The following is a 25,198-nucleotide window of genomic DNA, read 5'->3' as shown; positions in this document are numbered from 1 at the left end:
ACCCGAATGCACGCATCCGGGTCCTTCCGCTGTCCGTCCAGCCATGCCTTATAGTGACACTATAAAACCGGCGAGACAGATTTCAATGCTTTCCGACGACTTATTCTTCGTCGATTTCGGTCAGCAGGCTGCGAGTGACCTTGCCTTCGGCAATCTCACGCAGAGCAATGACAGTGGGCTTGTCATTTTCTTCCGGCACCATCGGCTCAAAGCCCTTGGTGGCAATCTGACGGGCGCGCTTGGTAGCCAGCATAACCAGCTGAAAACGGTTATCGACGTTTTCCAGACAATCTTCAACGGTAACTCGTGCCATAACATCCCCGACAAAATAAATGACTGATTAAGCAGACCGCGTAGTGTAATGCGATCGGCTCAATTTGTATACAACGAAAAACGCGATCAACCGCAAGCCAATCGCGCCAGCAGATCCCCATGACGAACCTGCTGGGCCGACATCCGCAGCCGCTGACCGCGAACGATCGCGAGCAACTCGGCAAGCGCCACAGCGAAATCGTCATTAACCACCAGGAAATCAAATTCCACCGCATGGCTGCACTCTTCCGCAGCTTCTTTCAGGCGACGCTCCACTACCTCCGGCGCATCCGTTCCACGACCAATCAGGCGCTCCCGCAGCACTTCCGGGGATGGCGGAACAATGAAAATGCCAACACACTCGGGAATCAGTCGCCGCACCTGCTCGGCACCCTGCCAGTCGATCTCCAGAATCACGTCCTGGCCGGTTGCCAGGGTTTCACGCACCCAGACCTGAGAGGTGCCGTAGTAGTTGCCAAACACATCCGCGTGCTCGAGAAAATCGCCACGCCCAATCATGGCTTCAAAGTCGCCACGGCTGGCGAAATGGTAGTTGACCCCATCCCGCTCGCCCTCGCGCATCGGGCGGGTGGTATGGGAAACCGACACCCCTAACTTCTCGTCACTGCGCAGCATCTCTGCCACCAGGCTGGTCTTCCCCGCCCCGGACGGGGCCGAAATCACATACAGGGTACCTTGTTCAACTGCCTGGCTCATTGCGCACCATACTCCGGATACTGAAATAAAGAGCGGCATTATACACAATGCGGAAAACCCTTACTCCAGGTTCTGCACCTGCTCCCGCATTTGCTCGATCAGCACTTTGAGATCCACCGCCACGCGAGTCACCTGCGCATCAATGCTCTTGCTGCTGAGGGTGTTGGCTTCGCGATTCAGTTCTTGCATCAGGAAGTCCAACCGGCGGCCGATGGCCTCATCGGATTTCAGCGTGTCGGCCACTTCCGCAACATGGGCGTGCAGCCGATCCAGCTCTTCGGCCACATCACTCTTCTGAGCCAGCATGACCATTTCCTGGGCGATGCGCTCGGGGTCCAGCTCAACACGCGCCTTCTCAAACCGGTCTCTGAGGTGTTGTTCCTGAGCCCGCAAAAGCTCTGGCATACGCTCACGCACCGCGCTCACATGCTGTTCCATGGTGTTAAGCCGATCCTCAAACAACGGCCGCAGACGCTCTCCCGCGCGCTCACGAACGGTGACCAGATCCGCCACTGTGCGCTGGAACAACTCCGCCGCAGCCTCGCGAGCAGGGCCGTAATCCAGCTCTTTCACCGACAGCACACCGGGCCAGCGCAGCACATCCAGCGCGTTGATATGGGCCGGGTTATCGAGAATCCGGTTGACGTGGTTTGCGGCCTCGTTCACCGCGCGCGCCATCTCGTCACTGACTTCAAAGCTCTGGCTCGCCGTCTCCACCGTTTGCAGACGCATGGACACATCCACTTTGCCGCGTTTGAGTTGCTTGCGCAGCTGCTCCCGGAAATCATTCTCCAGTTCCCGAAGCGCCTCCGGCAACCGGAACGACGGCTCCAGATAGCGATGGTTCACGGTACGAATCTCACACGTCAGAGTCCCCCAGTCGCCCTGGGTATCCTGGCGGGCAAAGGCAGTCATACTTCTGATCATGGCAGCTCCGCTTATCAGTCAATGCAGTCGTTCGAGTCTAACAGGGTACCGCGCAGAACCGCGAGCCCGACCTAAGAGAGACCGCGCCCGGGCAGAGACCATCGCCACTCCGTGTTATACTTCGCAGCCTCTCTATTTCAACACCCGGGTAAACAACCCGGACATCCACTACCGATACCAGGACATACTATGCGCCCCAGCGGAAGAACGCCGGAACAGCCAAGAGACATCCGAATTACCCGCAACTACACCCGCCACGCCGAAGGCTCGGTGCTGGTCGAGTTCGGTGACACCAAAGTGATCTGCACCGCCTCGGTGGAAAACAAAGTACCGCCCTTCCTGCGCGGCGAAGGCAAAGGCTGGATCACCGCCGAATACGGCATGCTGCCCCGCTCCACAGGCAGCCGCATGGGCCGCGAAGCCGCCCGTGGCAAACAGGGCGGCCGCACCGTCGAAATCCAGCGCCTGATCGGCCGCTCCCTGCGCGCCGCCGTTGACCTCAGCGCCCTTGGCGAACACTCCATCACCATCGACTGCGACGTCATCCAGGCCGACGGCGGCACCCGCACCGCCGCCATCACCGGCGGCTGCGTTGCCTTGGTAGACGCGCTAAACCATCTGGTGGCCGAAAAGCGCCTGAAAAAATCCCCGCTCAAGCAGATGGTCGCGGCCCTGTCCGTCGGCATTTACAAAGGCACTCCGGTACTCGATCTGGACTACCCGGAAGATTCCGAAGCGGAAACCGACATGAACGTCATCATGACCGACCAGGGTGGCTTCATCGAGATTCAGGGCACCGCCGAGGGCGCGCCGTTTGTTCAGGAAGAACTGGACAGCATGCTGGTGTTGGCCAAGCAAGGGATTAACCAGTTGTTTGACATTCAGAAGGCGGCTTTGGAGGGGTGATTTCCTGAGACCGGGGTGTCGGATTACGGCTCTCGCCTAATCCGACCTACGGGAAATCTCTCAAGCCTGGGCGTCGGCGTTGGGCCCCAAACTTAAAAGCCGATTTCTATGTCGTAATCCATGATCACCGGTGCGTGATCGGAAAAGCGCGTATCGTCGTCAATCCAGCCATCCAGAATAGTCTTGCGGATACCCGGCGTCATCAACTGATAATCCACCCGGATGCCCGCATTCTTGCGCGAACCCTCGGTTTGTTCCGGCCACCAGGTAAACTGGTTGCCCTGCTTGTTAATCTCCCGGAACGCATCCACACAGCCCATTTCATCAAACAGACGATCCAGCCACGCCCGTTCGTGAGGCATGAAGCCGGATACATCCAGCTTGTGATAGAGCGGACTGGTATCAGTCACGTGATGGGCCGTCTGCAGGTTGGCACCAAAAATGAACTGGCGACGCTTGCGCAGCGTTTTCAGCATGTGCAGGCCAAAGGCGTCCATAAAATCATCTTTGTGGTCCAGCACCGTCAGATCATTATCACCGATCAGCTCGTCTTCACGGCCCAGAGCGCAGGGTGCCAGCACACAGGCAACCGACACCTTATCGAAATCCGCCTGGATAAAACGCCCCTCCCGGTCCGCCTGCTCATTGGCAAAACCGTACATGATGGCTTTCGGAAAGTGGCGGGTGTAAATGCCGACACCGCCGTCTTCGTTATGTTCGCCATCGATGAAATAGGCCTCATAGCCTTCCGGTATCAGGTTGAAATCTTCAATTTCATAGGCGCGCATGCGGTGATCCTGAACGCAGACCACGTCGGCATCCTGGCTGGCCAGCCATTCGAAGAAGCCTTTTTCAACAGCCTGGGCCAGACCATTGACGCTGATTGTGACTACCCGCATACGTGTTCCCTGATTCGGTTTGTGTGTATGATACCGTTTTTACACTTTAATTAAAGATCCACACCCGCCAGAAGCCTTGCCATGCACGACTATCAGCAACATTTCATCGAATTTTCCATCCGCCGTAACGTACTTCGTTTTGGCGAATTCAAGCTCAAGTCCGGGCGCACCAGCCCCTACTTCTTCAATGCCGGCCTGTTTAATACCGGTGAGGACCTGCTTGAGTTAAGCAAGGCCTATGCCGCCGCCGTGCAGCGCAGCGGGCTGAATTATGACATCATTTTCGGACCTGCCTATAAGGGCATTCCGTTGGCCACCGTAACGGCCATGGCGCTGGCCTCTGAAGGCCAGAGCAAACCTTTCGCGTTCAACCGCAAGGAAAAGAAGGACCATGGCGAGGGCGGCAATATTGTCGGTGCCCCGCTTGAGGGCCGCGTACTCATCGTTGATGATGTCATTACCGCTGGCACCGCCATTCGCGAGTCCATCGATCTGATACGCGCCGCCGGCGCGGAGCCGGCCGGTGTACTGATTGCCCTGGATCGCCAGGAACGCGGCAATGGCGAGCTGTCTGCCATTCAGGAAGTAGAACAGGAATTCGGTTTGCCTGTGGTCAGCATTATTCAACTGGATCAGGTACTGGACTACCTCGGCGACCGGCCCGATTTTGCGGACCACGCCAGTCGTGTTGCCCACTACCGGGATCGCTACGGAGTCTGAGCCCCATGACATTTCTGACCCGATTTTCACTTGTCGCTTCTGCTTCCTTCCTACTCCTGGCGGCCACCGTAGTGGACGCCAGAATGTACCGTTACACGGACGAAAACGGCCAGACCGCTATCAGCAATACCGTGCCACAAGACGCCTCCCGCCGCGGTTACGACATACTGAACAGCCAGGGCCGCTTGATTGAATCCGTTGAACCGGCACCTACCGAAGAAGAAATTGCGGCCCGGGAAGCGGAAAAAGAGCGCGAACAGGAAAGACAACGCCAGCAAGAACAGGATCAGAAACTGCTGAAGCGCTTCAGCCACCCTGATGAAGCTGTCCGGGCCATGCACCGGAAAATTGGCGAACTGGAAGGGCTGAACCAGCTCAAGCGTGGCAATATTTCAGTGATTGTCAGCCAGCTGGACAACGAAGAGACCCGCGCAGCCGACATGGAGCGATCTGGCCGGGAAGTACCGGAAGCCACGCTCGATAAAATTCGCCGTCTGGAGAGCCAGGTTCGCGATATTGAACGCGAAATCGCTTCTCAAAATGCCGAAATACGATCCCTGAAAGACGACTACGAAGCCGACATAAAACGGCTGGAAGAAGTCACCGGGGAAGAACGAACCCTCTCGCTGGAGCCGCCAGCAAAGGGTGACTGAACCGGATACTTCCGGGGATAAAAAAAGGGCCGCCCTAAGGCGACCCTCTGCGCTTCACCGGCTCTGATAATCAGGCGGAAGCGGTGCTTTTCTTCGCAGCAGGCTTGCGCGCTGTGGTTTTGCGCTCAGCAGGCTTCTTGGCCTCAACCGACTTCTTGGTTGACTGGGCCACGCTGGTGACGTCATCAGCGGCGTCTGCAACAGCGTCCGCGCCGTCAGCGGCTTCTTTTTCCAGCTTGGCGACCAGCTCTGCGGCAAAATTGCCGAAGCGGCTGTTCAGGCTGCGCAGCTGTCCAAACAGGTTTTCGCTGTAACCGTAATAACGGGTGCGCAGGGTCTTGACGCTGTATTCGCGCGCCTCCGACTCCAGCTTTTCAGCGTAGTCAAACGGCTTGGAAGCCAGTTTCTTCTGCTGCTCTTCGGCCGTGTTGATACCGTTTTCCACGATGTCCTGAAGCTGTTCCTGATAGGATTTAAGTTTACCCATGGTGATCTCTCCTGAGATTGTCGAGGTGATGGATTCGAAACGGATCCTTGATTCACGATCTCAGGCTACGAGTAAAAATTAGAATATTCATACTAGAATCCATTCCGTGCCGGCCAGCAAACCTGAGTTACCAGCGGAAAATCACCCAGCTTGGCACCAGCATGTCGGTCTGGTCTTCGCGAATCCAGCCGCCGCCATCGGCCGGCACCAGGTAATACTCTGGCCCAATTTCCGGCACTACCTTGATTTCCATCAGCTGGCCGTTCACCCGGTACTCGTAGAACACCTCCCCATCGCCGGGGCGAATCACAATCTGCGCCCCATCTGACGTCGGCTGGTAGTCGGACACCACCAACGGCTCCCTGGGCGTTTCGATGACCTCCTGATCAAGCCCTCCGCTGTCCTGTGCAAATGCCGGGGCGGACAGCAGCACAGACACCATTCCGAGGCAGGCGATTCGTTTCATTTTCGTGATACCCTTTTGTCCATCCATAGCGAGAGCGTTGCACAAGGCAACCCTGGCTTCAATCAGATTCCGGACCAGTTTTGATATGACACAGCAACAGACCCCTCCGGTCGTTCTTGTAGACGGCTCTTCTTACCTGTTCCGGGCTTACCACGCCCTGCCGCCGTTGATGACCAGCAAAAGCCATCCAACCGGTGCCATAAAGGGTGTGGTCAGCATGCTGCGCCGGCTCGAACAGGATTTTCCGGGCTCAAAAATGGTGGTGGTTTTCGATGCCAAAGGCAAAACCTTCCGCCACGAGATGTACGAAGAATACAAAGCCAACCGCCCGCCCATGCCGGATGACCTGGCCTGCCAGATCGAACCGATCCACGACATTGTGAAAGCGATGGGGCTGCCGCTGCTGATCGTGCCGAACGTGGAGGCCGATGACGTCATCGGCACCCTCGCTCACGAGGCCACCAGCAAAGGCATTGATGTGATCATCTCCACCGGCGACAAAGATATGGCGCAACTGGTCAGCAGCCACGTCACGCTGATCAATACCATGACCGAAACCCGGATGGACCGCAGCGGTGTGGTGGATAAGTTTGGCGTTACCCCGGAGCAGATCATCGACTACCTCGCGCTGGTCGGCGACAAAGTGGACAACATTCCCGGCGTTAACAAGTGCGGCCCGAAAACCGCGGTCAAATGGCTGCAGGAACACCCGGACCTTGACGGGGTCATGGCCCATGCCGACCAGGTCAAAGGCAAAATCGGCGAATACCTTCGGGAAGCGCTGGAAACGCTACCCCTGAGCCGCGAACTGGCAACCATCCGCACCGATGTCGAGCTGAATTTCGGGCTGGAAAACCTTCAGCTCAGGAGCCAGAACGACGACACGCTGCTCACCCTGTTCAAGGAATACGAATTCCGCTCCTGGATTGCCGAGCTGGAGAACGCTGACGCCGCGCCCGCATCCGACAGCACCGCAGGCGATAATTCCGGCACTGCCGCCCAACCGGCGGAAAAGCGTTACAGTGTGATCACCGATCAGGCTGAATTCGATCACTGGCTCGAGCGCCTGAAAAAAGCCCCGCTGTTTGCGTTTGATACCGAAACCACCAGCCTGCGTTATATGGACGCCGAAGTCGTCGGTGTGTCCTTCGCCATCGAACCCGGCGAAGCCGCCTACGTGCCGCTGGCCCATGATTACATGGGGGCACCGGATCAACTGGACCGGGAAGCGGTGCTGGCGGAGCTCAAGCCCTTGCTGGAAGACTCAGGGCGGCCCAAGCTGGGGCAAAACCTGAAGTACGATAAAAATGTGCTAGCCAACCACGACATTACCCTGGAAGGCATCGCCGAGGACACCATGCTGGAGTCCTACGTGCTGAACTCGGTTGCCTCACGGCACGACATGGACACCCTCGCCCTGCAGCATCTGGGTGAGCAAACCATGACGTTTGAATCCATAGCCGGCAAGGGTGCCAAGCAGCTCACGTTCAACCAGATCGACTTGGAGAGGGCCGGCCCCTACGCCGCGGAAGACGCGGACATCACGCTACGGCTCCATCAGGTATTGCGCCCCAGGTTGGCGGAAACCGGCAAACTCCAGTCCGTCTATGAAGACATCGACCTGCCGCTGGTGCCGGTGCTGTCGCGCATGGAACAGCGGGGAGCGATGATCAGCGCCAGCACGCTCAGGCAGCACAGCCAGGAACTGGCAGAACGGATGGCGGAACTGGAAAAGGCAGCCCACGACGAAGCGGGCGAGGTTTTCAATCTGGGCTCCCCCAAGCAGTTGCAGGCCATCTTCTACGACAAGATGGGGCTACCGGTGGTCAAGAAAACACCCAAGGGGGCACCGTCCACTGCGGAACCGGTATTGCAGGAGCTCGCCCATGAGCATGCGCTGCCCAGACTGATCCTGGAGCACCGCAGCCTGAGCAAACTCAAGTCCACTTACACCGACACCCTGCCGGCGCTGATACACCACCGCACCGGCCGCATTCACACCTCGTATCACCAGGCGGTCACCGCGACGGGACGGCTGTCGTCGTCCGAACCCAATCTGCAGAATATCCCCATCCGCAGCGAACAGGGCCGGCGTATTCGCCAGGCCTTTATCGCGCCGGCGGGCTATAAACTGGTCGCGGCCGACTACTCCCAGATTGAACTGCGCATCATGGCGCACCTGTCCGGTGACAAGGGCCTGCTCACCGCCTTTGAAAAAGGCGAGGACATTCATAAAGCCACTGCCGCAGAGGTCTTCGGCGTCTCCGTGGATGACGTCAGCGGTGACCAGCGCCGGAGCGCCAAAGCCATCAACTTCGGGCTGATCTATGGCATGTCGGCATTTGGACTGGCGCGCCAGCTCGACGTCGGCCGCAATAAAGCCCAGGAATACATCGACCGGTACTTTGAACGCTACCCCGGCGTACTGAAGTACATGGACAACATCCGCAAGCAGGCCCATGACGACGGCTACGTGGAAACCCTGTTTGGCCGCCGCCTGTACCTGCCCGAGATCAACGCCCGCAACAAGCAGATGCAACAGGCGGCCGAGCGCACCGCGATCAATGCCCCAATGCAGGGAACAGCGGCAGACATCATCAAGTTGGCCATGATCGAGGTCGAGGCCTGGCTGTTAAAGCACCACGCCGACGACGCCCGCATGATTCTGCAGGTTCACGATGAACTGATTCTGGAAGTCCGGGAGAGTGCCGTAGAGGCCATCCGTGATGGCCTCGAGAAACGCATGTCGGCTGCGGCCAAACTCGACGTGCCACTGCTGGTGGAAGCCGGTGCTGGCAACAACTGGGATGAAGCCCATTGATCAGCGGGTCAGACCGATTTGCTGACCTGGATGTCGGCACTCCAGGCGTCAGTCGCCATCAAAGATCAGTGTGCCGGCAGCAACATACACAGGAGACTCGCTGAAAGCATAGCTGCATCTACATTGGCGACAGGTTGATCAATCGCCCTGAATCGTCAGCTTGTCCACCGACGATGACAGCTTGTCGGCCCCCTGGGCATCCGCACCCAACTTGATCATCAGGCGCAGGTCGTTGGCGGAATCAGCATGAGCCAGGGCGTCTTCATAGGTGATTGAACCCTCGGCGTAGAGCCGGTAAAGCGCCTGATCGAAGGTCTGCATACCGGACTCGTTGGATTTCGACATCAACTCCTTGAGCTTGTGCACTTCGCCCTTGCGGATCATGTCCGCTACCAGCGGGGTGTTGATCAGCACCTCGATCACCGCTTTACGGCCATTGCCGTCCGGCGTAGGCACCAGTTGCTGGGCAACGATGGCCTTGAGGTTCAGCGACAGGTCCATCCAGATCTGGTTGTGCTGCTCGGGCGGGAAAAACTGGATGATCCGATCCAGCGCCTGGTTGGCGTTGTTGGCGTGCAGCGTCGCCAGACACAAGTGACCGGTTTCCGCGAACTGCACCGAATACTCCATGGTCTGACGGGTACGTACCTCGCCGATAAGGATCACGTCCGGGGCCTGACGCAGCGTGTTTTTCAGCGCGACCTCGAAGTTTTCGGTATCGATACCCACTTCGCGCTGGGTCACGATGCAGCCCTGGTGCTGATGCACGAATTCAATCGGGTCTTCGATGGAGATGATATGGCCGCGGCTATTGCGGTTGCGATGCCCCAGCATAGCTGCCAGCGAGGTGGACTTACCCGTGCCGGTCGCGCCCACGAACATGATCAGACCACGCTTGGTCATGGCCAGTTCTTTGACGACCTCGGGCAACGACAGCTCATCAACCTGGGGAATTTTGACTTCAATCCGCCGCAGCACCATGCCGCACAGGTTACGCTGGAAAAACGCACTCACCCGGAAGCGACCAATGCCCCGGGCACTGATGGCGAAGTTACACTCATGGCTGTCGTCAAAATCGGCCCGCTGCTTATCGTTCATCGCGCCATAGACAAACTCACGGGTCTGTTCCGGCGTCAGCGCACTCTTGGTGACCGGGTGCACCTTGCCGTTCACTTTCATGCTTGGCGGCACACCAGCGGTAATAAACAGATCCGATCCGCCCTTTTCCACCATCAGCCGCAACAGTTTTTCGAATTCCATGTTTTCTTACCTATGTTTCTCTGCGTTATACGCTCGTTACGCGACTTGAAGCTGCAGACCCCACTGCATCCGGGGGCGTGTCCCGGGAAGGCAGGTCAGGCTATGCCCTTCCCCGAGAGTGATCGTCAGAAATTATCCGGCATTTTCGCTTTCGCCCGTGCCGCTTCGCGGGAAATCAGGCCTTTCTTCAACAACTTCTCCAGACACTGGTCCAGGGTCTGCATGCCCAGCGATGCACCGGTCTGGATCGACGAATACATCTGGGCGATTTTATCTTCCCGGATCAGGTTACGGATCGCAGAAGTGCCGATCATAATCTCGTGGGCCGCAATCCGGCCACCGCCCATTTTCTTCATCAATGCCTGGGAGACCACCGCCTGCAGGGATTCCGACAGCATAGAGCGAACCATGGACTTTTCCTCGGCGGGGAACACGTCGACCACACGGTCAATGGTCTTGGCGGCGGAGGTGGTGTGCAGGGTGCCGAACACCAGATGGCCGGTTTCCGCCGCGGTCAGCGCCAGGCGGATGGTTTCCAGGTCACGCAATTCGCCCACCAGAATAATGTCCGGGTCTTCCCGCAGGGCCGAGCGCAGCGCTTCGTTGAAACCCAGGGTATCCCGGTGAACTTCCCGCTGGTTGACCAGGCACTTCTTGGACTCATGGACGAATTCGATGGGGTCCTCGATGGTGAGAACGTGCTCGTAACGGGAATCGTTGATGTAGTCGATCATCGCCGCCAGGGTGGTGGACTTACCGGAACCTGTCGGCCCGGTGACCAGCACCAGACCACGAGGAACCGAAGACACATCCTTGAAAACCTGGCCCATGCCCAGATCGTCCATGGTCAGAACCTTGGACGGGATGGTCCGGAATACCGCACCGGAACCGCGATTCTGATTAAAGGCGTTAACACGGAAGCGGGCAACACCGGGCACCTCAAAAGAAAAATCGGTTTCGAAGAACTCTTCGTAGTCCTTGCGCTGCTTGTCGTTCATGATGTCGTAGATCAGCCCGTGGACTTCTTTGTGCTCCATGGGCGGGAGGTTGATCCGGCGCACGTCGCCATCGACACGAATCATCGGGGGCAACCCGGCGGAAAGGTGCAAGTCGGACGCACCCTGTTTCGCCGAGAAAGCAAGCAGTTCGGTAATATCCATAGGTTCCTCGGAAGGCTTTTTCTTTTATTCCAGAAGCGGCAAACTCACAGTATGAGCAGCATAGCAGACAACATCGGGAGCGTAACCCGACGCATACAAAAAGCAACACTGCGGGCGGGACGAGCACCCGATTCCGTGCGCCTGTTGGCAGTCAGCAAGACACGCACTGCCGATGAAGTACGCCAGGCCGTAACGGCCGGGCAAACGGCCTTTGGCGAGAATTACCTGCAAGAGGCTCTGGATAAGCAGGCTGCGCTAACAGATCTGGCTGGCGTCGACTGGCACTTTATCGGCCCCATTCAATCCAACAAAACCCGCCAGATTGCCTCGGCTTTTAGTTGGGTGCACAGCGTTGACCGCCTGAAAATTGCGCATAGGCTCAGCGAGCAACGGGACACCCACCTGCCGCCCCTCAACATCTGCCTGCAGGTAAACATTAACGGTGAGAACAGCAAGGCCGGTTGCACCCTGGATGACCTGGAGGGGCTGACCACAGCTATCGGCAACTTGCCCAATCTGTCTTTACGGGGGCTGATGGCGATTCCCGATCCTGACCAGCCTGAGTCCGAACTGCGCACCAGCTTCCGCACACTAACCAATGCCCTGACAGAACTGCGTCAGCATTGCCCGGAGGCCGGGCCGCTGGACACGCTCTCCATGGGCATGTCCGCAGACCTCGAAATGGCCATCGGGGAAGGGGCAACCTGGGTCCGTGTCGGCACCGCGCTTTTCGGTAGCCGACCGGCCAAGAGCTGAACGCGTCCATTCCTGTTACCATCGGGGCCGGATCAATGACAGATCAACACTGGAGTGAACTTTGAGCACCTCACCAACCATTTCGTTTATCGGAGCTGGAAACATGGCCAGCGCCATCATTGGTGGCATGCTGGACAACGGCTTCAAAGGAGCCAATATCTGGGTCAGCGCTCCCGATGATGACCACCTGCAAGCCATCCGCAAGCGTTTCGGGGTCAGTGTCACCACCGACAACCGCTACTGCGCTCAGCAGGCCGACATGGTGATTCTGGCGGTGAAGCCTCAGGTTATGGCCGATGTGTGCCGGGACATTGCACCGGTGGTACAGAACACCCGGCCGTTGATGGTTTCCATTGCGGCGGGGCTGGAAGCGGAGACGCTGGACGAATGGCTCGGCGGCGGGCTGCCGCTGGTCCGGGTCATGCCTAACACCCCGTCTCTCGTTGGCAAGGGGGCTGCCGGCCTGTTTGCCAACGCACAGGTCTCTGACAAACAGAAGCAGGTGGTGGAAACCGTATTCAGCAGCATTGGATCTGCCCTTTGGGTGGATGAAGAGCGCTTATTGCACGCGGTAACCGCGCTGTCTGGCAGCGGCCCGGCCTACTTTTTCCTGATGCTCGAAGCACTGGAGGAAGCCGCTACCGAGGCCGGCATTGAATCTGCGACCGCCCGCAAGCTGGCGATTCAGACCATGGCCGGGGCCGCCGAAATGGCCGGCCGCAGCGAACACGAGCCCGCCCAACTGAAACGCAACGTGATGTCTCCAGGAGGCACCACCGAGCGCGCCATTCATACCTTCGAGGATGGTGGATTACGGGCGTTGGTGAAGAAAGCCTATTCCGCGGCGTTTTCACGCTCTGAAGACATGGCCAAAGAACTGGCCGGCAAACAGTAATCGATAACGGAGACACGGCTTCATGCTGCCAGACATTCTGATCACTATTCTGCTCATCGCCTCGACGTTCTACATGACCATCGTGCTGCTGCGATTCCTGCTGCAACTGGCGAAGGCGGATTTCTACAACCCGATTTCCCAGTTTGCGGTAAAAGCCACCAACCCGCTGCTGCGGCCATTACGGCGCATTATCCCTGGCTGGGGCGGCATCGACGGTGCGGCGCTGGTGCTGGCGGTGCTCATTCAGGCACTGGCGTTTTTCCTGATTCTGATCGCCATGAGTGGCGGTATTCCCAGCATCAACCCGCTGACATTGCTGGTTTGGGCAGTGCTTAACGTGCTCGACCTGATCGTTAAAATCTACTTCTGGTCCGTGATTGCGGTGGTTGTAGTCAGCTGGATTGCGCCAGGCAGCAACCACCCGGCGATCCAGCTGGTGGCCCAGATTACTGAGCCGGTGATGCGCCCGGTGCGCAATGTCATGCCGTCTCTCGGCGGGCTGGACCTCTCCCCCATCGTTGTATTCCTGATTCTGAACGTGGTGTCGGTGGTGATCGACCACATGAAGATAGGCGCAGGCATGGGCGCGCTGGCGGGAATGTAACCCCTGTCGCAAGACTACAATCAGTAACATTTTTCAACCCAAAGCATCACACCCGGGCCGCCGTTTCATCTCTCTGATTCGGCGGCCTTTTTTGACCAAATCTGACGTTCTGCTACACACACCTGTTCGCCCCGGCGAAGAAATATCCGCCAGTTACGTTACTATTACCGATAACTTGCCCGAAGTTCACTCAATGAACGCTATTGAAACCGTTACCCGGAAGTCGCGCAGAAGGAAATTCCGATGAACAAACAAGGAACTCTGTCGCAGCAGCTAGAGGCCTACCACAACTGGAAAAAGGAACTGATCCGTCAGATTGGCCGCTATCGCTTGTGGTTACAGGACAACGACCTGTTCTCAGAGGATGTCAGTGGACGTATCCGGCATGGCCTGGAATTGTTGATTGAGGACGAGCTGACCATTGCGTTCGTGGGTGAATATTCCCGGGGCAAAACCGAGCTGATCAACGCGCTGTTCTTCTCCGAATACGGCCAGCGCATGCTGCCTTCCCAGGCCGGCCGGACCACCATGTGCCCGACTGAGCTGTTTTTCGACCGCACCGCCAACGCCAATTACCTGCTGTTGCTGCCCATCGAAACCCGCACCGGTGACTTCTCGCTTCAGGATCTTCGCAGGCAGCCGGAACGCTGGGTCAAGCACGACCTCGACGAACGCAACCCGGATATCATGCGGGAAGTACTCGCGGAAGTGGCGCGCGTCAAAAGTGTCACCCGCGGTGAAGCTCGCGAGCTGGGCTTTGAAGAGGACATGCTGGAGCACGATCACAACCAGCCCGGCAATGTACTGGTACCGGCGTGGCGAAATGCCCAGATCAGCATCCGCCACCCACTGTTTGAGCGGGGCCTGCGCATTCTTGATACGCCAGGGCTTAATGCGCTGGGCTCCGAGCCGGAACTGACCATCAGCATGCTGCCTCGCGCTCACGCGGTTATTTTCCTGCTCAGTGCCGACACCGGCGTGACCGCCAGCGACATGACGATCTGGAAAGAGCACATCGACACCCAACACGCCGACCATCGCGCCGGTCGGTTCGCCGTACTCAACAAAATCGACGTACTCTGGGATGACCTTCAGGGTGAGCAGCATACGCTCGACGCCATCGAAAAAGTCCGCCGGTACACGGCGGATCACCTGGGCATCCGCCATGGCGATGTCATTCCCCTGTCGGCCAAACAGGGGCTGGTGGCCAGGGTCAAAGACAACAATGACCTGTTCGAGCGCTCCAACCTTGGGCAACTGGAAAAACTGATCATCCAGCGCATTCTGATGCACAAGGAGCAACTGATCACCCAGAGCCTGATCAATGATCTCCTGGGTATGTTGCAGAACAGCCAGGCTGCCATGCAGACCCGGCTGGACGCCCTGGAGGAAGAGTTGGACGCCTGTTCCGGTGCCACCATGGACAAAGCCGCGCTACGCCGCCTCGCGGACCGGGCTCAGAAAGACTACGACTTCTACTACAAAAAGTTGATCACCCTGCGCTCCAGCCGCCGCCTGATGGAGTCCCAGGGCGAAATGCTGAAACAGCTGGTAAGCGAAGACCGGTTTGAAAACCACGCTGACAAAATTCGCAAGAAGATGTCCAAAAGCTGGACGACCTCCGGCATGAACCGCAGCATGGACCATTTCTTTGAATTGCTGGAAAGCGACCTCAATAACCTGATGAGTGAGGGGCGGCTGGCGGAAAAAATGGTGGGTGCAATCTACCGGCGCTACAACGAAGACACCCGGGCGCGCCACCTGGAGCCGATCCCTCTGCGCTCCGGGCGTCATGTCATCGCCGTGCGTGAACTGCGCAAAAAGGCGAAGCGCTTCCGCATCAATCCGAAGAATCTGCTGACCGAGCAGTCCGTACTGGTGCGCCGGTTCTTCAAGGTGATGGTCAACGAGGCCCGCACCCTGCATCAGCGCACCCGCACCGATGTCGAGCGTTGGCCGTCGGAAGCACTGCTGCCCATCATGCAGTATTCCATGGAACAGAAACAGCTGCTGGAACACCAGGTTCGCCGCCTGCGGGACAGGGTGCGCAATGACCGTGACAGCCGTGCAGAACGGGAGCGACTGCAAAACACCATCAGCGATCTGAGCCGTCAGCTTGAGCTGACCGACGCCATGCAGCGCCAGATTCGCATGCCCGCACCCACGATGATTCAGCAGAAAGTCGTTAACATATCCGGTGCCGTCTGAGGCACCGGATCATCCGGCGGTTGCAGCCGCCGGGGTCGGCCTTTAAACTGCTGGGCTGGCAACCGCTCACCCTGCGTTGTTCCAGACTTTCACTGACTGACCCAGGAACCTGTCGCGCCGATGCCCGATTCCCTGCCAACGGATTCTGTCGGAATAGTCACCCCGCAGACCCTACATTTTGATGCGCCCATCACCCTGGCGTGTGGGCAAACGCTGGAAAACTACGACCTGGTGGTCGAAACCTACGGCGAACTGAACACCGAGGCCAGCAATGCGGTACTGATCTGCCATGCCCTGAGCGGCCACCACCACGCGGCCGGGTATCACTCGCCCGAGGAACGCAAGCCAGGCTGGTGGGACAGCTGTATAGGCCCCGGCAAACCCATCGACACCAACCGCTTCTTCGTGGTCAGCCTGAACAACCTGGGCGGCTGCCATGGCAGCAGTGGCCCCAGCAGCGTCAACCCGGCGACCGGTCAGCGCTACGGCCCCGATTTCCCGGTGATCACCGTCAGCGACTGGGTGCAGAGCCAGGCATTGCTGGCCGACCGCCTTGGCATTGATTGCTGGGCCGCGGTGGTTGGCGGCTCCCTCGGGGGCATGCAGGCGCTGCAGTGGAGCCTTGATTACCCGGATCGGCTGAAACACGCCGTAGCCATCGCTTGCACGCCACGCCTGACCGCCCAGAACATCGCATTCAACGAAGTTGCCCGGCAAGCCATCACCTCCGATCGCGAGTTCCACGACGGCCGCTACCTCGACGTTGAAACGCTTCCCCGGCGCGGCCTGATGTTGGCGCGAATGGTTGGCCACATCACTTATCTGTCCGATGCGTCGATGGGTGAGAAATTCGGGCGTGAACTGCGGGACCAGGCCTACAAGTTCGGCTACGACGCCGAATTTCAAGTGGAAAGCTACCTGCGCTACCAGGGCGAACGCTTCTCGGAAGTCTTCGACGCCAATACCTACCTGCTGATGACCCGGGCACTGGATTACTTTGACCCCGCCTACGAATTCGGCGGCGACCTGTCGAAGGCGCTGGCCGCGGCGACTTGCGAGTTTCTGGTGCTGTCATTCAGCACCGACTGGCGCTTCACCCCGGCTCGTTCGGAAGAAATGGTGAACGCGATGATTGCCGCCCGCAAACGGGTCAGCTACGCGGAAATCGATGCGCCCTGGGGGCACGACGCGTTCCTGATTCCGACGCCGCGATACACCGACATCTTTACCGCCTACATGGACCGTGTCGCCAGGGAGGTCGGAGCATGAGACTGGATCTCGAAATCATTCAACAGTGGGTGCAGCCAGGCCACCGGGTGCTCGACCTCGGGTGCGGCGACGGCACCCTGCTCGACTTTCTGCAGCGGGAACGCGGTGCCAGCGGTTTTGGCCTTGAGATCAACCCCGACCACATCACCACCTGCATGGGGCGTGGCGTTTCCGTCATTGAGCAGAACCTGGACACCCAGGGCCTGGGCAACTTCGAGGATCAGACCTTCGACACCGTACTGATGACCCAGGCGCTACAGGCGGTCCGCCGCCCGGACATGGTGCTCGATGAAATGCTGCGGGTTGGCCGGGAAGGCATTGTCACCTTCCCCAACTTTGCCCACTGGCGACTGCGCTGGGGCCTGACTCTGAAAGGGCGCATGCCCGAATCCGAGGCACTGCCGTATAAATGGTATAACACCCCCAATATCCGCCTCTGCACCTTCAAGGATTTTGAAGCCCTGTGCCGGCAGAAAAACATCCGCATCAAGAGCCGGCGGGTGGTCGACGGGCAACATCAGAACAACTGGCTTGCCCGGCTGTGGCCGAACATGTTGGGAGAGATCGCCATTTACCGCATCACACGGGAGAATCCACAATGAGCACCCTCAAGCACTTCATTGGAGTGGCCTTGCTTTGTCTGATAACGCTGAGCACTCAGGCAGGCACCAAGAGTTTCGGCGACTTCGAGGTTCACTACAGCGTGTTCCCCAGCACTTTTCTGAGTGCCGAGGTCGCCCAGGCCAACAACTTGAACCGCAGCCAAAGCATCGGCATCATCAACATTGCGATCATGCGCGAAGGCGAAAACGGTGGGCTCGAACCGGTCTCCGGGCAGGTGGAAGGCAAAGCGCTGAACGATATTCAGCAAGTCAAATTTCTCGCCTTTCGCCGTATTCAGGAAGGTGATGCCGTGTACTTCATTGCCCAATACCAGTATCGCTCTGCTGAACTGATGACGTTCCAGATCACCGCGCGCCCCACCGGCAGCGGTAAAGACCTTCCCATTCGATTCGCCCACACGTTGTTCAACGATGATGACTGATAGCAACCGCAAGCTGGTTATTGCCAGCAACAACAAGGGCAAAATCGCCGAGTTGAACGAATTGCTCGCTCCGCTGGGACTGCAGCCTATCGCCCAGGGTGAGCTCGGGGTCAGTGAAGCCGAAGAACCCGCTGTCACCTTTGTGGAAAACGCCCTACTCAAGGCGCGCCACGCTGCCCGGGAAACCGGCCTACCGGCACTGGCAGACGATTCCGGCCTGGCGGTTGACGCGCTAGACGGTGCACCGGGGGTTCGGTCGGCGCGCTATGCCGGGAACCACGCCTCCGACAGCGACAACGTCGAAGCTCTGCTGAGCGCCCTGGCCGAAGTGCCGGAGGATCAACGGGGCGCACAGTTCCATTGCGTGCTGGTGTACCTCCGCCACGCCGACGATCCCACACCGATCATCTGCCATGGCGTCTGGCCAGGCAGCATCCTGAAAGCCACCCGGGGCGACGGCGGCTTCGGCTACGACCCCGTATTCGGGGTACCGGAAACCGGTGGCAGTGCCGCTGAGCTGACGCGCGAACAAAAAGGCCGAATCAGCCATCGAGGGCGGGCGCTTGACCTGTTGCTCGCACAACTGGAGGCGGGAGCCAGCCCGCCGTGAACACGGCCCCCACTCTCGCAGAGGCAGCACTCCCCCCGCTCAGCCTCTACCTCCATATGCCCTGGTGTGTTCGCAAGTGCCCGTACTGTGACTTTAACTCCCATGCGCTGAGTGGTGAGATTCCCGAAAACAACTACCTTAACGCGCTGCTTGAGGACCTGGACCAGGATCTTCCCCTGGTGCAGCAACGGGGTATCCAGACGGTCTTCATCGGTGGCGGCACGCCGTCTTTGATGTCAGCGGAGTTTTACCAGCGGCTGTTTGAGGCGTTGCGTTTACGTCTGGATTTCGCGCCTGACGCCGAAATTACCCTGGAAGCCAATCCCGGCACCCTGGAGCAGGGACGATTTGAAGGGTTTCGTGACGCCGGCATCAATCGCCTGTCACTGGGCATTCAAAGTTTCAACGCAGACCACCTGAAGGTGCTGGGGCGCATCCATGACGACCAGGCCGCTCAAGAGGCCATCCGGTCAGCAAAACAGGCCGGATTTGACAATTTCAACCTGGACCTGATGCACGGCCTGCCCGGCCAGACACCGGCCAATGCTCTGGCCGACCTGGAAACCGCACTGGAATGGCAGCCGCCCCACCTGTCGTGGTACCAGCTTACCCTCGAACCCAACACCGAATTCTACAGCCGACCGCCGGCGCTGCCCGATGACGACCACCTCTGGGAAATTTACCGCCAGGGCAGCGCTTTCCTGCGCGCTCATGGCTACCGGGACTACGAAGTCTCTGCCTGGAGCCGCCCGGGCATGGCCTCACGCCACAACGTCAACTACTGGGCTTTCGGCGACTACCTGGCACTGGGCGCGGGTGCCCATGGCAAGATCACCAGGCACGGCGAGATAAGCCGTTACTGGAAAACCCGGCAGCCGGCAGCCTACCTGAATCGTATTGGTAGTCGCACCGCCGGGACGGAGACGATTGAGCCGGCAGAGCTGCCACTGGAGTTCCTGATGAACGCCCTGCGCCTAACGGACGGCGTGGATGAGTCACTGTTCAGTGCACGAACCGGTTTACCCCTGAGCACAGTTGCGGTAAAACTTAACCAACTACGGAAGGAAAACCTGCTGACCCCCGACCGGATCAAAGCGACCGACCTGGGCCAGCGGTATCTGAACAGTTTGCTGGAGCGTTTTCTGTAATGGACATTGCCCGCACCATCCGATCTTTGCCTAAAGGCCTGACCTGTAGCGTGATCTTCACCAGCCTGTTACTGGTTGCGCTGCTGATCATCAACCAACCGCTGCAGACCGGCTCCGCACCGCAGGGTATTGTCAGCTATCAACTGGCGGCCACCGCCGACCATTCTCTGGCAATTCTCAGAAGCTGGCGCGGCGATGCCATGGTCTGGGCGCATGCCTCGCTGTGGCTCGATTTCCTGCTGGTACCGGCTTATGTGTTCACGTTGCTACTGGTGACCAACCACTTGATGCGTGATCGCCCCGGAGTACGGGAGCGCAACGTCGCACGTTGGGTAAAAGCGTTGTTCGTGGGTGCCGGAATCGGTGATCTGCTGGAAAACATCCTGTTGCTGAACAACCTTAACCCGCCGACCGACAGCCTCAGCCTGTCGGCGACCCTCTGTGCACTGACCAAATTCACCGGACTGATGCTGGGGGCCGCCGGCCTGGTCATCATTCGCGCCGCGAGACGCCACCCACTGGCACATGAGTAACGCCCAGCGCCTGCGTGTCAGTTAGTGCGATGGAAGAGCAAGTCCCAGACCCCATGCCCCAGGCGCTCCCCACGCTGTTCGAACTTGGTGATGGGGCGGTCGTCCGGACGCGGTGAAAACTGCCCCGGCTCCCGGGCATTGGCAAAGCCTTCGGCTTCGCTCATCACCTCCATCATGTGTTCGGCGTAGTTCTCCCAGTCCGTCGCCAGGTGCAACACGCCGCCGACTCTCAGCTTGTGGCGAATTCTCTGCACGAATTCATGCTGGATCAGGCGACGCTTTTGGTGACGTTTTTTGTGCCAGGGGTCGGGGAAAAACACCATGACCCGGTCAAGGCAGGCGTCGGGCAGGCACAGGTCGATCACGTCGTTGGCGTCAATGGAATACACTCGCAGGTTCTCCAGCTTGCGGTCTTCCACGTCTTTCAATAATGCCCCAACCCCCGGCAGATGCACTTCCACACCGATGAAATCCTGCTCCGGGGCCGCTTCCGCCATATCCGCCAGCGATCGGCCCATGCCAAAGCCGATTTCCAGGTTGAGCATGGCATCGCGGCCGAAGACTTGCCGTGGATCAATCATGCCGTGCTCACGAGTCAGGCCATTGATCGGCCAGCTTCGCTCATAGGCCTTCTTCTGCCCTTCGGTCATGCGACCCTGGCGCAGCACGAAGCTGCGAATGCCACGTCGGGTCGTCACCGGGGACGCGTGGGCCAGGTCATCGTGGGGCAGATCTTTTTCGTCGGTCATCGGTCATCCTCAATCGCAGGCAGCGGATTCTGGTTCTGAAGTCGTATGGCCACAGTTTACCAGAGTGAGCCGCGTCAGGTTGATACCAACGAGTTGCGGGATTGCTGGCGGTCCAGCTTGCGATACCCCAAGGCCTCCACCAGGTGACCGCTGGCGATGGACTCACAACCCTCCAGATCCGCCAGCGTTCTTGCCACCCGCAGAACCCGGTGCAGGGCCCGCGCCGAGAGCCCGAGCTTTTCCAGTGCGCCAGACAGCAGCGCTTCGCCCTGAGTGTCCAGCCGGCAATGGGTGTGCAGGTCAGCACCGGCAAGTGCGGCGTTAATAGCCCCTCGCCGGAGCTGGCGATCTCGGGCCTCGGCGACGCGTGCCCGCACCACGTCACTGCCGTCGCCATCGGCCTGACGCTGCATCAACACATCGCCACCCTGTACCGGCACCTCGACGTGCAGGTCGAACCGATCTAACAGAGGACCAGAGACTTTGCCTCGGTAGCGCATGACTTGCTGGGGCGTGCACTGGCATTCAATGGTTGGATGGCCGTTGTAGCCGCAGGGGCAGGGATTCATTGCCCCGATCACCTGGATCCGGGCCGGAAAAGTGACTTGCCGGGCCGCTCGACTGATGGCGATTTCGCCACTTTCCATGGGCTCCCGTAGCACCTCCAGCACACGGCGTTCGAATTCGGGCAATTCATCGAGAAACAGAACGCCCTGATGAGCCAGGGAAATTTCACCGGGCCGGGGGCTACTGCCGCCGCCCACCATGGCCACCGCCGACGCGGTGTGATGAGGCGAGCGAAAGGGTGGCTGACGCCAGCCGCCGTGACGTTCCGCCAGCCCGGCGACGGAATGCACACTGGCCACCTCCAGCGCCGCCTCCGTGGTCAGCGGCGGCAGAATGCCCGGCAAACGGCTTGCCAGCATGCTTTTCCCGGTTCCGGGAGGGCCAAAAAGCAGCAGGTTGTGAGCGCCCGCAGCGGCGACTTCGAGCGCTCTGCGGGGCACGCTCTGGCCTTGAACGTCCGCCAGATCGGGGCCGGGGTTGCCGGCATCGTCGAGCGGCGCGGCCGGCAGCGGCACCAAGGTGGCGCGGCCACTTAAATGCTCACAGACAGTCAGCACATGCGCGGCCGCCAGGACGTCACTTCGACTCGCCAGAGCCGCCTCCGATGCATTTTCCTGGGGAACCAGCAGGCGACGACCCGCTGCACGCGCCGCCAACACAGCCGGTAACACACCCTTGAGGGGCCGCAGTGCGCCATCGAGAGATAATTCGCCCACAAATTCACAGGCGGCCAGGCTCGCGGCCGGAATCTGTCCGGATGCGGCCAGAATGCCGAGAGCAATCGGCAGGTCGAAGCGTCCGCCTTCTTTGGGCAGGTCGGCCGGGGCCAGATTGATGGTAATGCGGCGGGCGGGGAATTCGAAACCGGCGTTCAGCAGGGCACTTCTGACCCGCTCTTTACTTTCACGGACCCCGGTTTCCGGAAGTCCGACAATCGACAGCGCCGGCAGTCCGCCGGACAGGTGCACTTCGACCGTAACCGGCGGTGCCGACACGCCAATACTGGCGCGGGAATGAACAATAGCTAGCATGACGACCTTCCTTGGTCAGATTCTTACATTGTGCGAACGGATTCAGCTCTCGGGCAACCGGCTCTCCAGCTCAGCCACGCGCTTCTCCAGTGCGTCCACTTTTTCCCGGGTCTTCATCAGCACGGCCTGCTGTGCATCAAACTCTTCACGGGTCACCAGTTCAAGGCGCGAAAGCACAGACATCACTGTCGCCCGGGCCTGGGTTTCAAAATCTTCCCGGGCTGCCCGGGCCATATCGGGCACAAACTGGCCGACCTGCCCCTGCAACTGCGCAAAAAAATCCTGTGGGCCTTTCACCATTTCACCTCCACAACATTGCCTCTCTGGCAACGACAAATTCCAGGATCGATCCATGCTTCTGGCAACTCGATCTGCGTCGCAAAAGTGTATCACATCGCCGGCCCTGCCATACTGTTGCCCGTCCGCAGTATAATGGTATCGCTGGACAGCTCCTGCCGTGCGCCAATTTGGCACGCAGCGGAGGGCATTGCTCTATGTTGGTGCACTATCATGTTCCAAACTGGAGCGGGTTATTTTTAACCGTATGAATTAAAATATTTTTTTTGCGTTGGCACACCCGATGCTAAAAGCCTTGTACGCAATCCGCACAATTGGTGTGCGAGGTGGCAGCATCCCGACCTCAACACAAACGGCCAATGGGCCCTCACTGTTGGGACGGCTTTACCAAGGAGAAAGCAATGAAACTTGTGACAGCGATCATCAAGCCTTTCAAATTGGATGATGTCCGTGAGGCACTATCCGAGATTGGCGTGCAAGGCGTTACCGTCACCGAAGTGAAAGGCTTCGGGCGGCAAAAGGGGCACACAGAGCTCTATCGTGGCGCGGAATACGTGGTGGATTTTCTCCCCAAGGTCAAGGTGGAAGTCGCCATCGGCGACAACCTGCTGGACCAGGTCATTGAGTCCATCACCAAGGCGGCCAATACCGGCAAGATCGGTGACGGCAAGATCTTTGTCACCGAACTCGAACAGGCCATTCGAATCCGAACCGGCGAAACCGGCGAAGAAGCGGTCTGATAACCGCCTGAATACCCGATAGCCAACGCAAAAACTTATAACCTGAAAAGCCTCGTGCGGAGGGCTTCATATGGAAAGCAATATTTTTCACCTGCAGTATGCTATAGACACCTTTTATTTTCTGGTGTGTGGCGCATTAGTGATGTGGATGGCAGCGGGCTTCGCCATGCTGGAATCCGGTCTCGTTCGTGCCAAGAACACCACTGAAATTCTGACCAAAAATGTCGCTCTGTTTGCGGTCTCCTGCACCATGTACATGATTTGCGGCTACGCCATTATGTACGGTGGCAACATCTTCCTGTCGGGCATGGGCAATGTCGACGTTGGTGGCGTGATGGGCGAGTTCGGCAGCCGTGACGGCGGCTTCGAAGGCGGCTCCATCTACTCAGGTGCGTCCGACTTCTTCTTCCAGGTGGTGTTTGTTGCCACGGCCATGTCCATCGTCTCCGGTGCCGTGGCTGAGCGCATGAAACTGTGGGCCTTCCTGGTCTTCGCGGTCGTCATGACCGGTTTCATCTACCCAATGGAAGGTTCCTGGACCTGGGGCAGTGCCTCTGTCTTCGGGATGTACACTCTGGGCGACCTCGGCTTCAGTGACTTTGCCGGCTCCGGTATCGTTCACATGGCAGGTGCCGCCGCGGCACTGGCAGGCGTTATTCTGCTGGGTGCCCGTAAAGGCAAGTACGGCCCGAACGGCGAAATTCGCGCCTTCCCGGGTGCCAACCTGCCGCTGGCCACTCTGGGTACGTTCATCCTGTGGATGGGCTGGTTCGGCTTCAACGGCGGTTCGGTGCTGAAGCTGGGCGACGTTGCCAGTGCCCACTCGGTCGCCATGGTGTTCCTGAACACTAACGCAGCTGCCGCGGGTGGCGGTATCGCCGCACTGATCATGGCGCGTCTGATGTTCGGCAAGGCCGACCTGACCATGCTGCTGAACGGCGCTCTGGCCGGTCTGGTCACCATCACGGCCGAACCTTCCACCCCGACGGCCCTGGTTGCGACCCTCTTCGGCGCGCTCGGCGGTATCCTGGTGGTACTGAGCATCGTCACCATGGACAAGCTGCGCATCGACGATCCGGTCGGCGCGATCTCCGTCCATGGTGTCTGTGGTCTGCTGGGCCTGATGCTGGTGCCAATCACCAACGGTGATGCCACCTTCTTCGGCCAGATTGTCGGCGCTATCACCATCTTCGTCTGGGTCTTCGGTGCCAGCCTGATTGTCTGGGGCATCCTCAAGGCGGTTATTGGCATCCGCGTGTCCGAGGAAGAGGAATACGAAGGCGTGGATCTCTCCGAGTGCGGTATGGAAGCCTATCCGGAGTTTGTCAGCAGCAAGTAATCGTTGCCGACAGAGACATACCGAAAGAGAAATACCAGAACTGAAAAGGGGCGCTCAATTGAGCGCCCCTTTTCAGTTC

General features: G+C 58.9%; 27 protein-coding genes. 16 read left to right on the top strand and 11 right to left on the bottom strand.

The features are described 5' to 3' along the window. Nucleotides 1–100: 100 nt before the first annotated feature. The 3 genes from rpoZ to WD429_RS06125 form a co-directional block, all read right to left on the bottom strand. The gene (rpoZ, locus tag WD429_RS06135) at nucleotides 101–313 is read right to left on the bottom strand and encodes a DNA-directed RNA polymerase subunit omega (RefSeq protein WP_368421293.1); all 213 of its coding nucleotides are present in this window, start codon (nucleotides 311–313) and stop codon (nucleotides 101–103) included. A gap of 86 nt (nucleotides 314–399) precedes the next feature. Next, nucleotides 400–1,029, bottom strand: a complete 630-nt coding sequence (gene gmk / locus WD429_RS06130; RefSeq protein WP_368421292.1) for a guanylate kinase — start codon at nucleotides 1,027–1,029, stop codon at nucleotides 400–402. A gap of 60 nt (nucleotides 1,030–1,089) precedes the next feature. Continuing rightward, nucleotides 1,090–1,956 (bottom strand): YicC/YloC family endoribonuclease, encoded by an 867-nt coding sequence (locus WD429_RS06125; protein WP_368421291.1) that lies wholly within the window; start codon nucleotides 1,954–1,956, stop codon nucleotides 1,090–1,092. 189 nt (nucleotides 1,957–2,145) lie between these two features. On the opposite strand from WD429_RS06125, the gene rph reads away from it, so the two are divergent. Continuing rightward, nucleotides 2,146–2,862 carry a ribonuclease PH gene (rph, locus tag WD429_RS06120; protein WP_368421290.1) on the top strand — a complete coding sequence of 239 codons (717 nt, stop codon included), beginning with the start codon at nucleotides 2,146–2,148 and terminating at the stop codon, nucleotides 2,860–2,862. A 92-nt stretch (nucleotides 2,863–2,954) separates the two neighbouring features. On the opposite strand, the gene WD429_RS06115 is transcribed toward rph, so the two are convergent. Next, the gene (locus WD429_RS06115; protein WP_368421289.1) at nucleotides 2,955–3,761 is read right to left on the bottom strand and encodes an exodeoxyribonuclease III; all 807 of its coding nucleotides are present in this window, start codon (nucleotides 3,759–3,761) and stop codon (nucleotides 2,955–2,957) included. A gap of 81 nt (nucleotides 3,762–3,842) precedes the next feature. Here WD429_RS06115 and pyrE point away from each other — a divergent pair, with 81 nt between their 5' ends. After that, nucleotides 3,843–4,481, top strand: a complete 639-nt coding sequence (gene pyrE, locus WD429_RS06110) for an orotate phosphoribosyltransferase (RefSeq protein WP_368421288.1) — start codon at nucleotides 3,843–3,845, stop codon at nucleotides 4,479–4,481. Between the two features lie 5 nt (nucleotides 4,482–4,486). Further along, on the top strand, nucleotides 4,487–5,134 hold the full coding sequence (locus WD429_RS06105) for a DUF4124 domain-containing protein (protein ID WP_368421287.1): 648 nt from the start codon (nucleotides 4,487–4,489) through the stop codon (nucleotides 5,132–5,134). Between the two features lie 70 nt (nucleotides 5,135–5,204). On the opposite strand, the gene WD429_RS06100 is transcribed toward WD429_RS06105, so the two are convergent. Then, nucleotides 5,205–5,621, bottom strand: coding sequence for a hypothetical protein (locus WD429_RS06100; protein ID WP_368421286.1), 417 nt, complete (start codon nucleotides 5,619–5,621; stop codon nucleotides 5,205–5,207). 127 nt (nucleotides 5,622–5,748) lie between these two features. Beyond that, a complete protein-coding gene (locus WD429_RS06095; protein ID WP_368421285.1) occupies nucleotides 5,749–6,087 on the bottom strand; it encodes a DUF2782 domain-containing protein in 339 nt (112 codons plus the stop codon). Nucleotides 6,088–6,172: 85 nt separating this feature from the next. Here WD429_RS06095 and polA point away from each other — a divergent pair, with 85 nt between their 5' ends. Continuing rightward, the gene (polA, locus tag WD429_RS06090) at nucleotides 6,173–8,908 is read left to right on the top strand and encodes a DNA polymerase I (RefSeq protein ID WP_368421284.1); all 2,736 of its coding nucleotides are present in this window, start codon (nucleotides 6,173–6,175) and stop codon (nucleotides 8,906–8,908) included. Nucleotides 8,909–9,046: 138 nt separating this feature from the next. Here the strand turns inward: polA and WD429_RS06085 are convergent, their stop codons facing one another. Together WD429_RS06085 and WD429_RS06080 are read right to left on the bottom strand one after the other, a co-directional pair. Further along, nucleotides 9,047–10,168: a PilT/PilU family type 4a pilus ATPase gene (locus WD429_RS06085; RefSeq protein WP_368421283.1), complete on the bottom strand. Its 1,122-nt coding sequence runs from the start codon at nucleotides 10,166–10,168 to the stop codon at nucleotides 9,047–9,049. A 125-nt stretch (nucleotides 10,169–10,293) separates the two neighbouring features. Further along, nucleotides 10,294–11,328 carry a type IV pilus twitching motility protein PilT gene (locus WD429_RS06080; RefSeq protein ID WP_368421282.1) on the bottom strand — a complete coding sequence of 345 codons (1,035 nt, stop codon included), beginning with the start codon at nucleotides 11,326–11,328 and terminating at the stop codon, nucleotides 10,294–10,296. Nucleotides 11,329–11,379: 51 nt separating this feature from the next. On the opposite strand from WD429_RS06080, the gene WD429_RS06075 reads away from it, so the two are divergent. The 10 genes from WD429_RS06075 (at nucleotide 11,380) to WD429_RS06030 (ending at nucleotide 20,396) form a co-directional block, all read left to right on the top strand. After that, nucleotides 11,380–12,084 carry a YggS family pyridoxal phosphate-dependent enzyme gene (locus tag WD429_RS06075; protein WP_368421281.1) on the top strand — a complete coding sequence of 235 codons (705 nt, stop codon included), beginning with the start codon at nucleotides 11,380–11,382 and terminating at the stop codon, nucleotides 12,082–12,084. A 61-nt stretch (nucleotides 12,085–12,145) separates the two neighbouring features. Further along, the gene (gene proC / locus WD429_RS06070; protein ID WP_368421280.1) at nucleotides 12,146–12,979 is read left to right on the top strand and encodes a pyrroline-5-carboxylate reductase; all 834 of its coding nucleotides are present in this window, start codon (nucleotides 12,146–12,148) and stop codon (nucleotides 12,977–12,979) included. Between the two features lie 22 nt (nucleotides 12,980–13,001). Continuing rightward, a complete protein-coding gene (locus WD429_RS06065; RefSeq protein ID WP_368421279.1) occupies nucleotides 13,002–13,583 on the top strand; it encodes a YggT family protein in 582 nt (193 codons plus the stop codon). Nucleotides 13,584–13,826: 243 nt separating this feature from the next. Continuing rightward, nucleotides 13,827–15,791, top strand: coding sequence for a dynamin family protein (locus tag WD429_RS06060; protein ID WP_368421278.1), 1,965 nt, complete (start codon nucleotides 13,827–13,829; stop codon nucleotides 15,789–15,791). Nucleotides 15,792–15,911: 120 nt separating this feature from the next. Next, nucleotides 15,912–17,060 carry a homoserine O-acetyltransferase gene (locus tag WD429_RS06055; RefSeq protein ID WP_368421277.1) on the top strand — a complete coding sequence of 383 codons (1,149 nt, stop codon included), beginning with the start codon at nucleotides 15,912–15,914 and terminating at the stop codon, nucleotides 17,058–17,060. Beyond that, a complete protein-coding gene (metW, locus tag WD429_RS06050) occupies nucleotides 17,057–17,662 on the top strand; it encodes a methionine biosynthesis protein MetW (RefSeq protein ID WP_368421276.1) in 606 nt (201 codons plus the stop codon). Before WD429_RS06055 ends, metW begins: the two co-directional genes overlap by 4 nt. Next, entirely contained in the window at nucleotides 17,659–18,105 is a 447-nt protein-coding gene (locus WD429_RS06045; protein WP_368421275.1) for a DUF4426 domain-containing protein, read from the top strand. Before metW ends, WD429_RS06045 begins: the two co-directional genes overlap by 4 nt. Then, nucleotides 18,098–18,715, top strand: coding sequence for an RdgB/HAM1 family non-canonical purine NTP pyrophosphatase (gene rdgB / locus WD429_RS06040; RefSeq protein ID WP_368421303.1), 618 nt, complete (start codon nucleotides 18,098–18,100; stop codon nucleotides 18,713–18,715). The genes WD429_RS06045 and rdgB overlap by 8 nt, the downstream gene beginning before the upstream one ends. Then, nucleotides 18,712–19,863 carry a radical SAM family heme chaperone HemW gene (gene hemW / locus WD429_RS06035; RefSeq protein ID WP_368421274.1) on the top strand — a complete coding sequence of 384 codons (1,152 nt, stop codon included), beginning with the start codon at nucleotides 18,712–18,714 and terminating at the stop codon, nucleotides 19,861–19,863. The genes rdgB and hemW overlap by 4 nt, the downstream gene beginning before the upstream one ends. Then, nucleotides 19,863–20,396, top strand: coding sequence for a hypothetical protein (locus WD429_RS06030; protein WP_368421273.1), 534 nt, complete (start codon nucleotides 19,863–19,865; stop codon nucleotides 20,394–20,396). Before hemW ends, WD429_RS06030 begins: the two co-directional genes overlap by 1 nt. Before the next feature lie 17 nt (nucleotides 20,397–20,413). Here the strand turns inward: WD429_RS06030 and trmB are convergent, their stop codons facing one another. From trmB to WD429_RS06015, 3 genes are all read right to left on the bottom strand, one after another. Next, on the bottom strand, nucleotides 20,414–21,145 hold the full coding sequence (trmB, locus tag WD429_RS06025; RefSeq protein ID WP_368421272.1) for a tRNA (guanosine(46)-N7)-methyltransferase TrmB: 732 nt from the start codon (nucleotides 21,143–21,145) through the stop codon (nucleotides 20,414–20,416). Between the two features lie 74 nt (nucleotides 21,146–21,219). Beyond that, the gene (locus WD429_RS06020) at nucleotides 21,220–22,743 is read right to left on the bottom strand and encodes a YifB family Mg chelatase-like AAA ATPase (RefSeq protein WP_368421271.1); all 1,524 of its coding nucleotides are present in this window, start codon (nucleotides 22,741–22,743) and stop codon (nucleotides 21,220–21,222) included. Between the two features lie 42 nt (nucleotides 22,744–22,785). Next, entirely contained in the window at nucleotides 22,786–23,040 is a 255-nt protein-coding gene (locus WD429_RS06015; protein ID WP_368421302.1) for an accessory factor UbiK family protein, read from the bottom strand. A gap of 401 nt (nucleotides 23,041–23,441) precedes the next feature. On the opposite strand from WD429_RS06015, the gene glnK reads away from it, so the two are divergent. Together glnK and WD429_RS06005 are read left to right on the top strand one after the other, a co-directional pair. Beyond that, on the top strand, nucleotides 23,442–23,780 hold the full coding sequence (gene glnK, locus WD429_RS06010; protein WP_004578958.1) for a P-II family nitrogen regulator: 339 nt from the start codon (nucleotides 23,442–23,444) through the stop codon (nucleotides 23,778–23,780). 70 nt (nucleotides 23,781–23,850) lie between these two features. After that, entirely contained in the window at nucleotides 23,851–25,119 is a 1,269-nt protein-coding gene (locus tag WD429_RS06005; RefSeq protein ID WP_368421270.1) for an ammonium transporter, read from the top strand. The last annotated feature ends 79 nt before the right edge of the window (nucleotides 25,120–25,198 follow it).

It is taken from the genome of Marinobacter sp., assembly GCF_040904845.1.
Lineage (GTDB): Bacteria > Pseudomonadota > Gammaproteobacteria > Pseudomonadales > Oleiphilaceae > Marinobacter.
The sequence above is the reverse complement of the archived record's forward strand: the minus strand, read 5'-3'. Positions and strand labels throughout refer to the sequence as shown.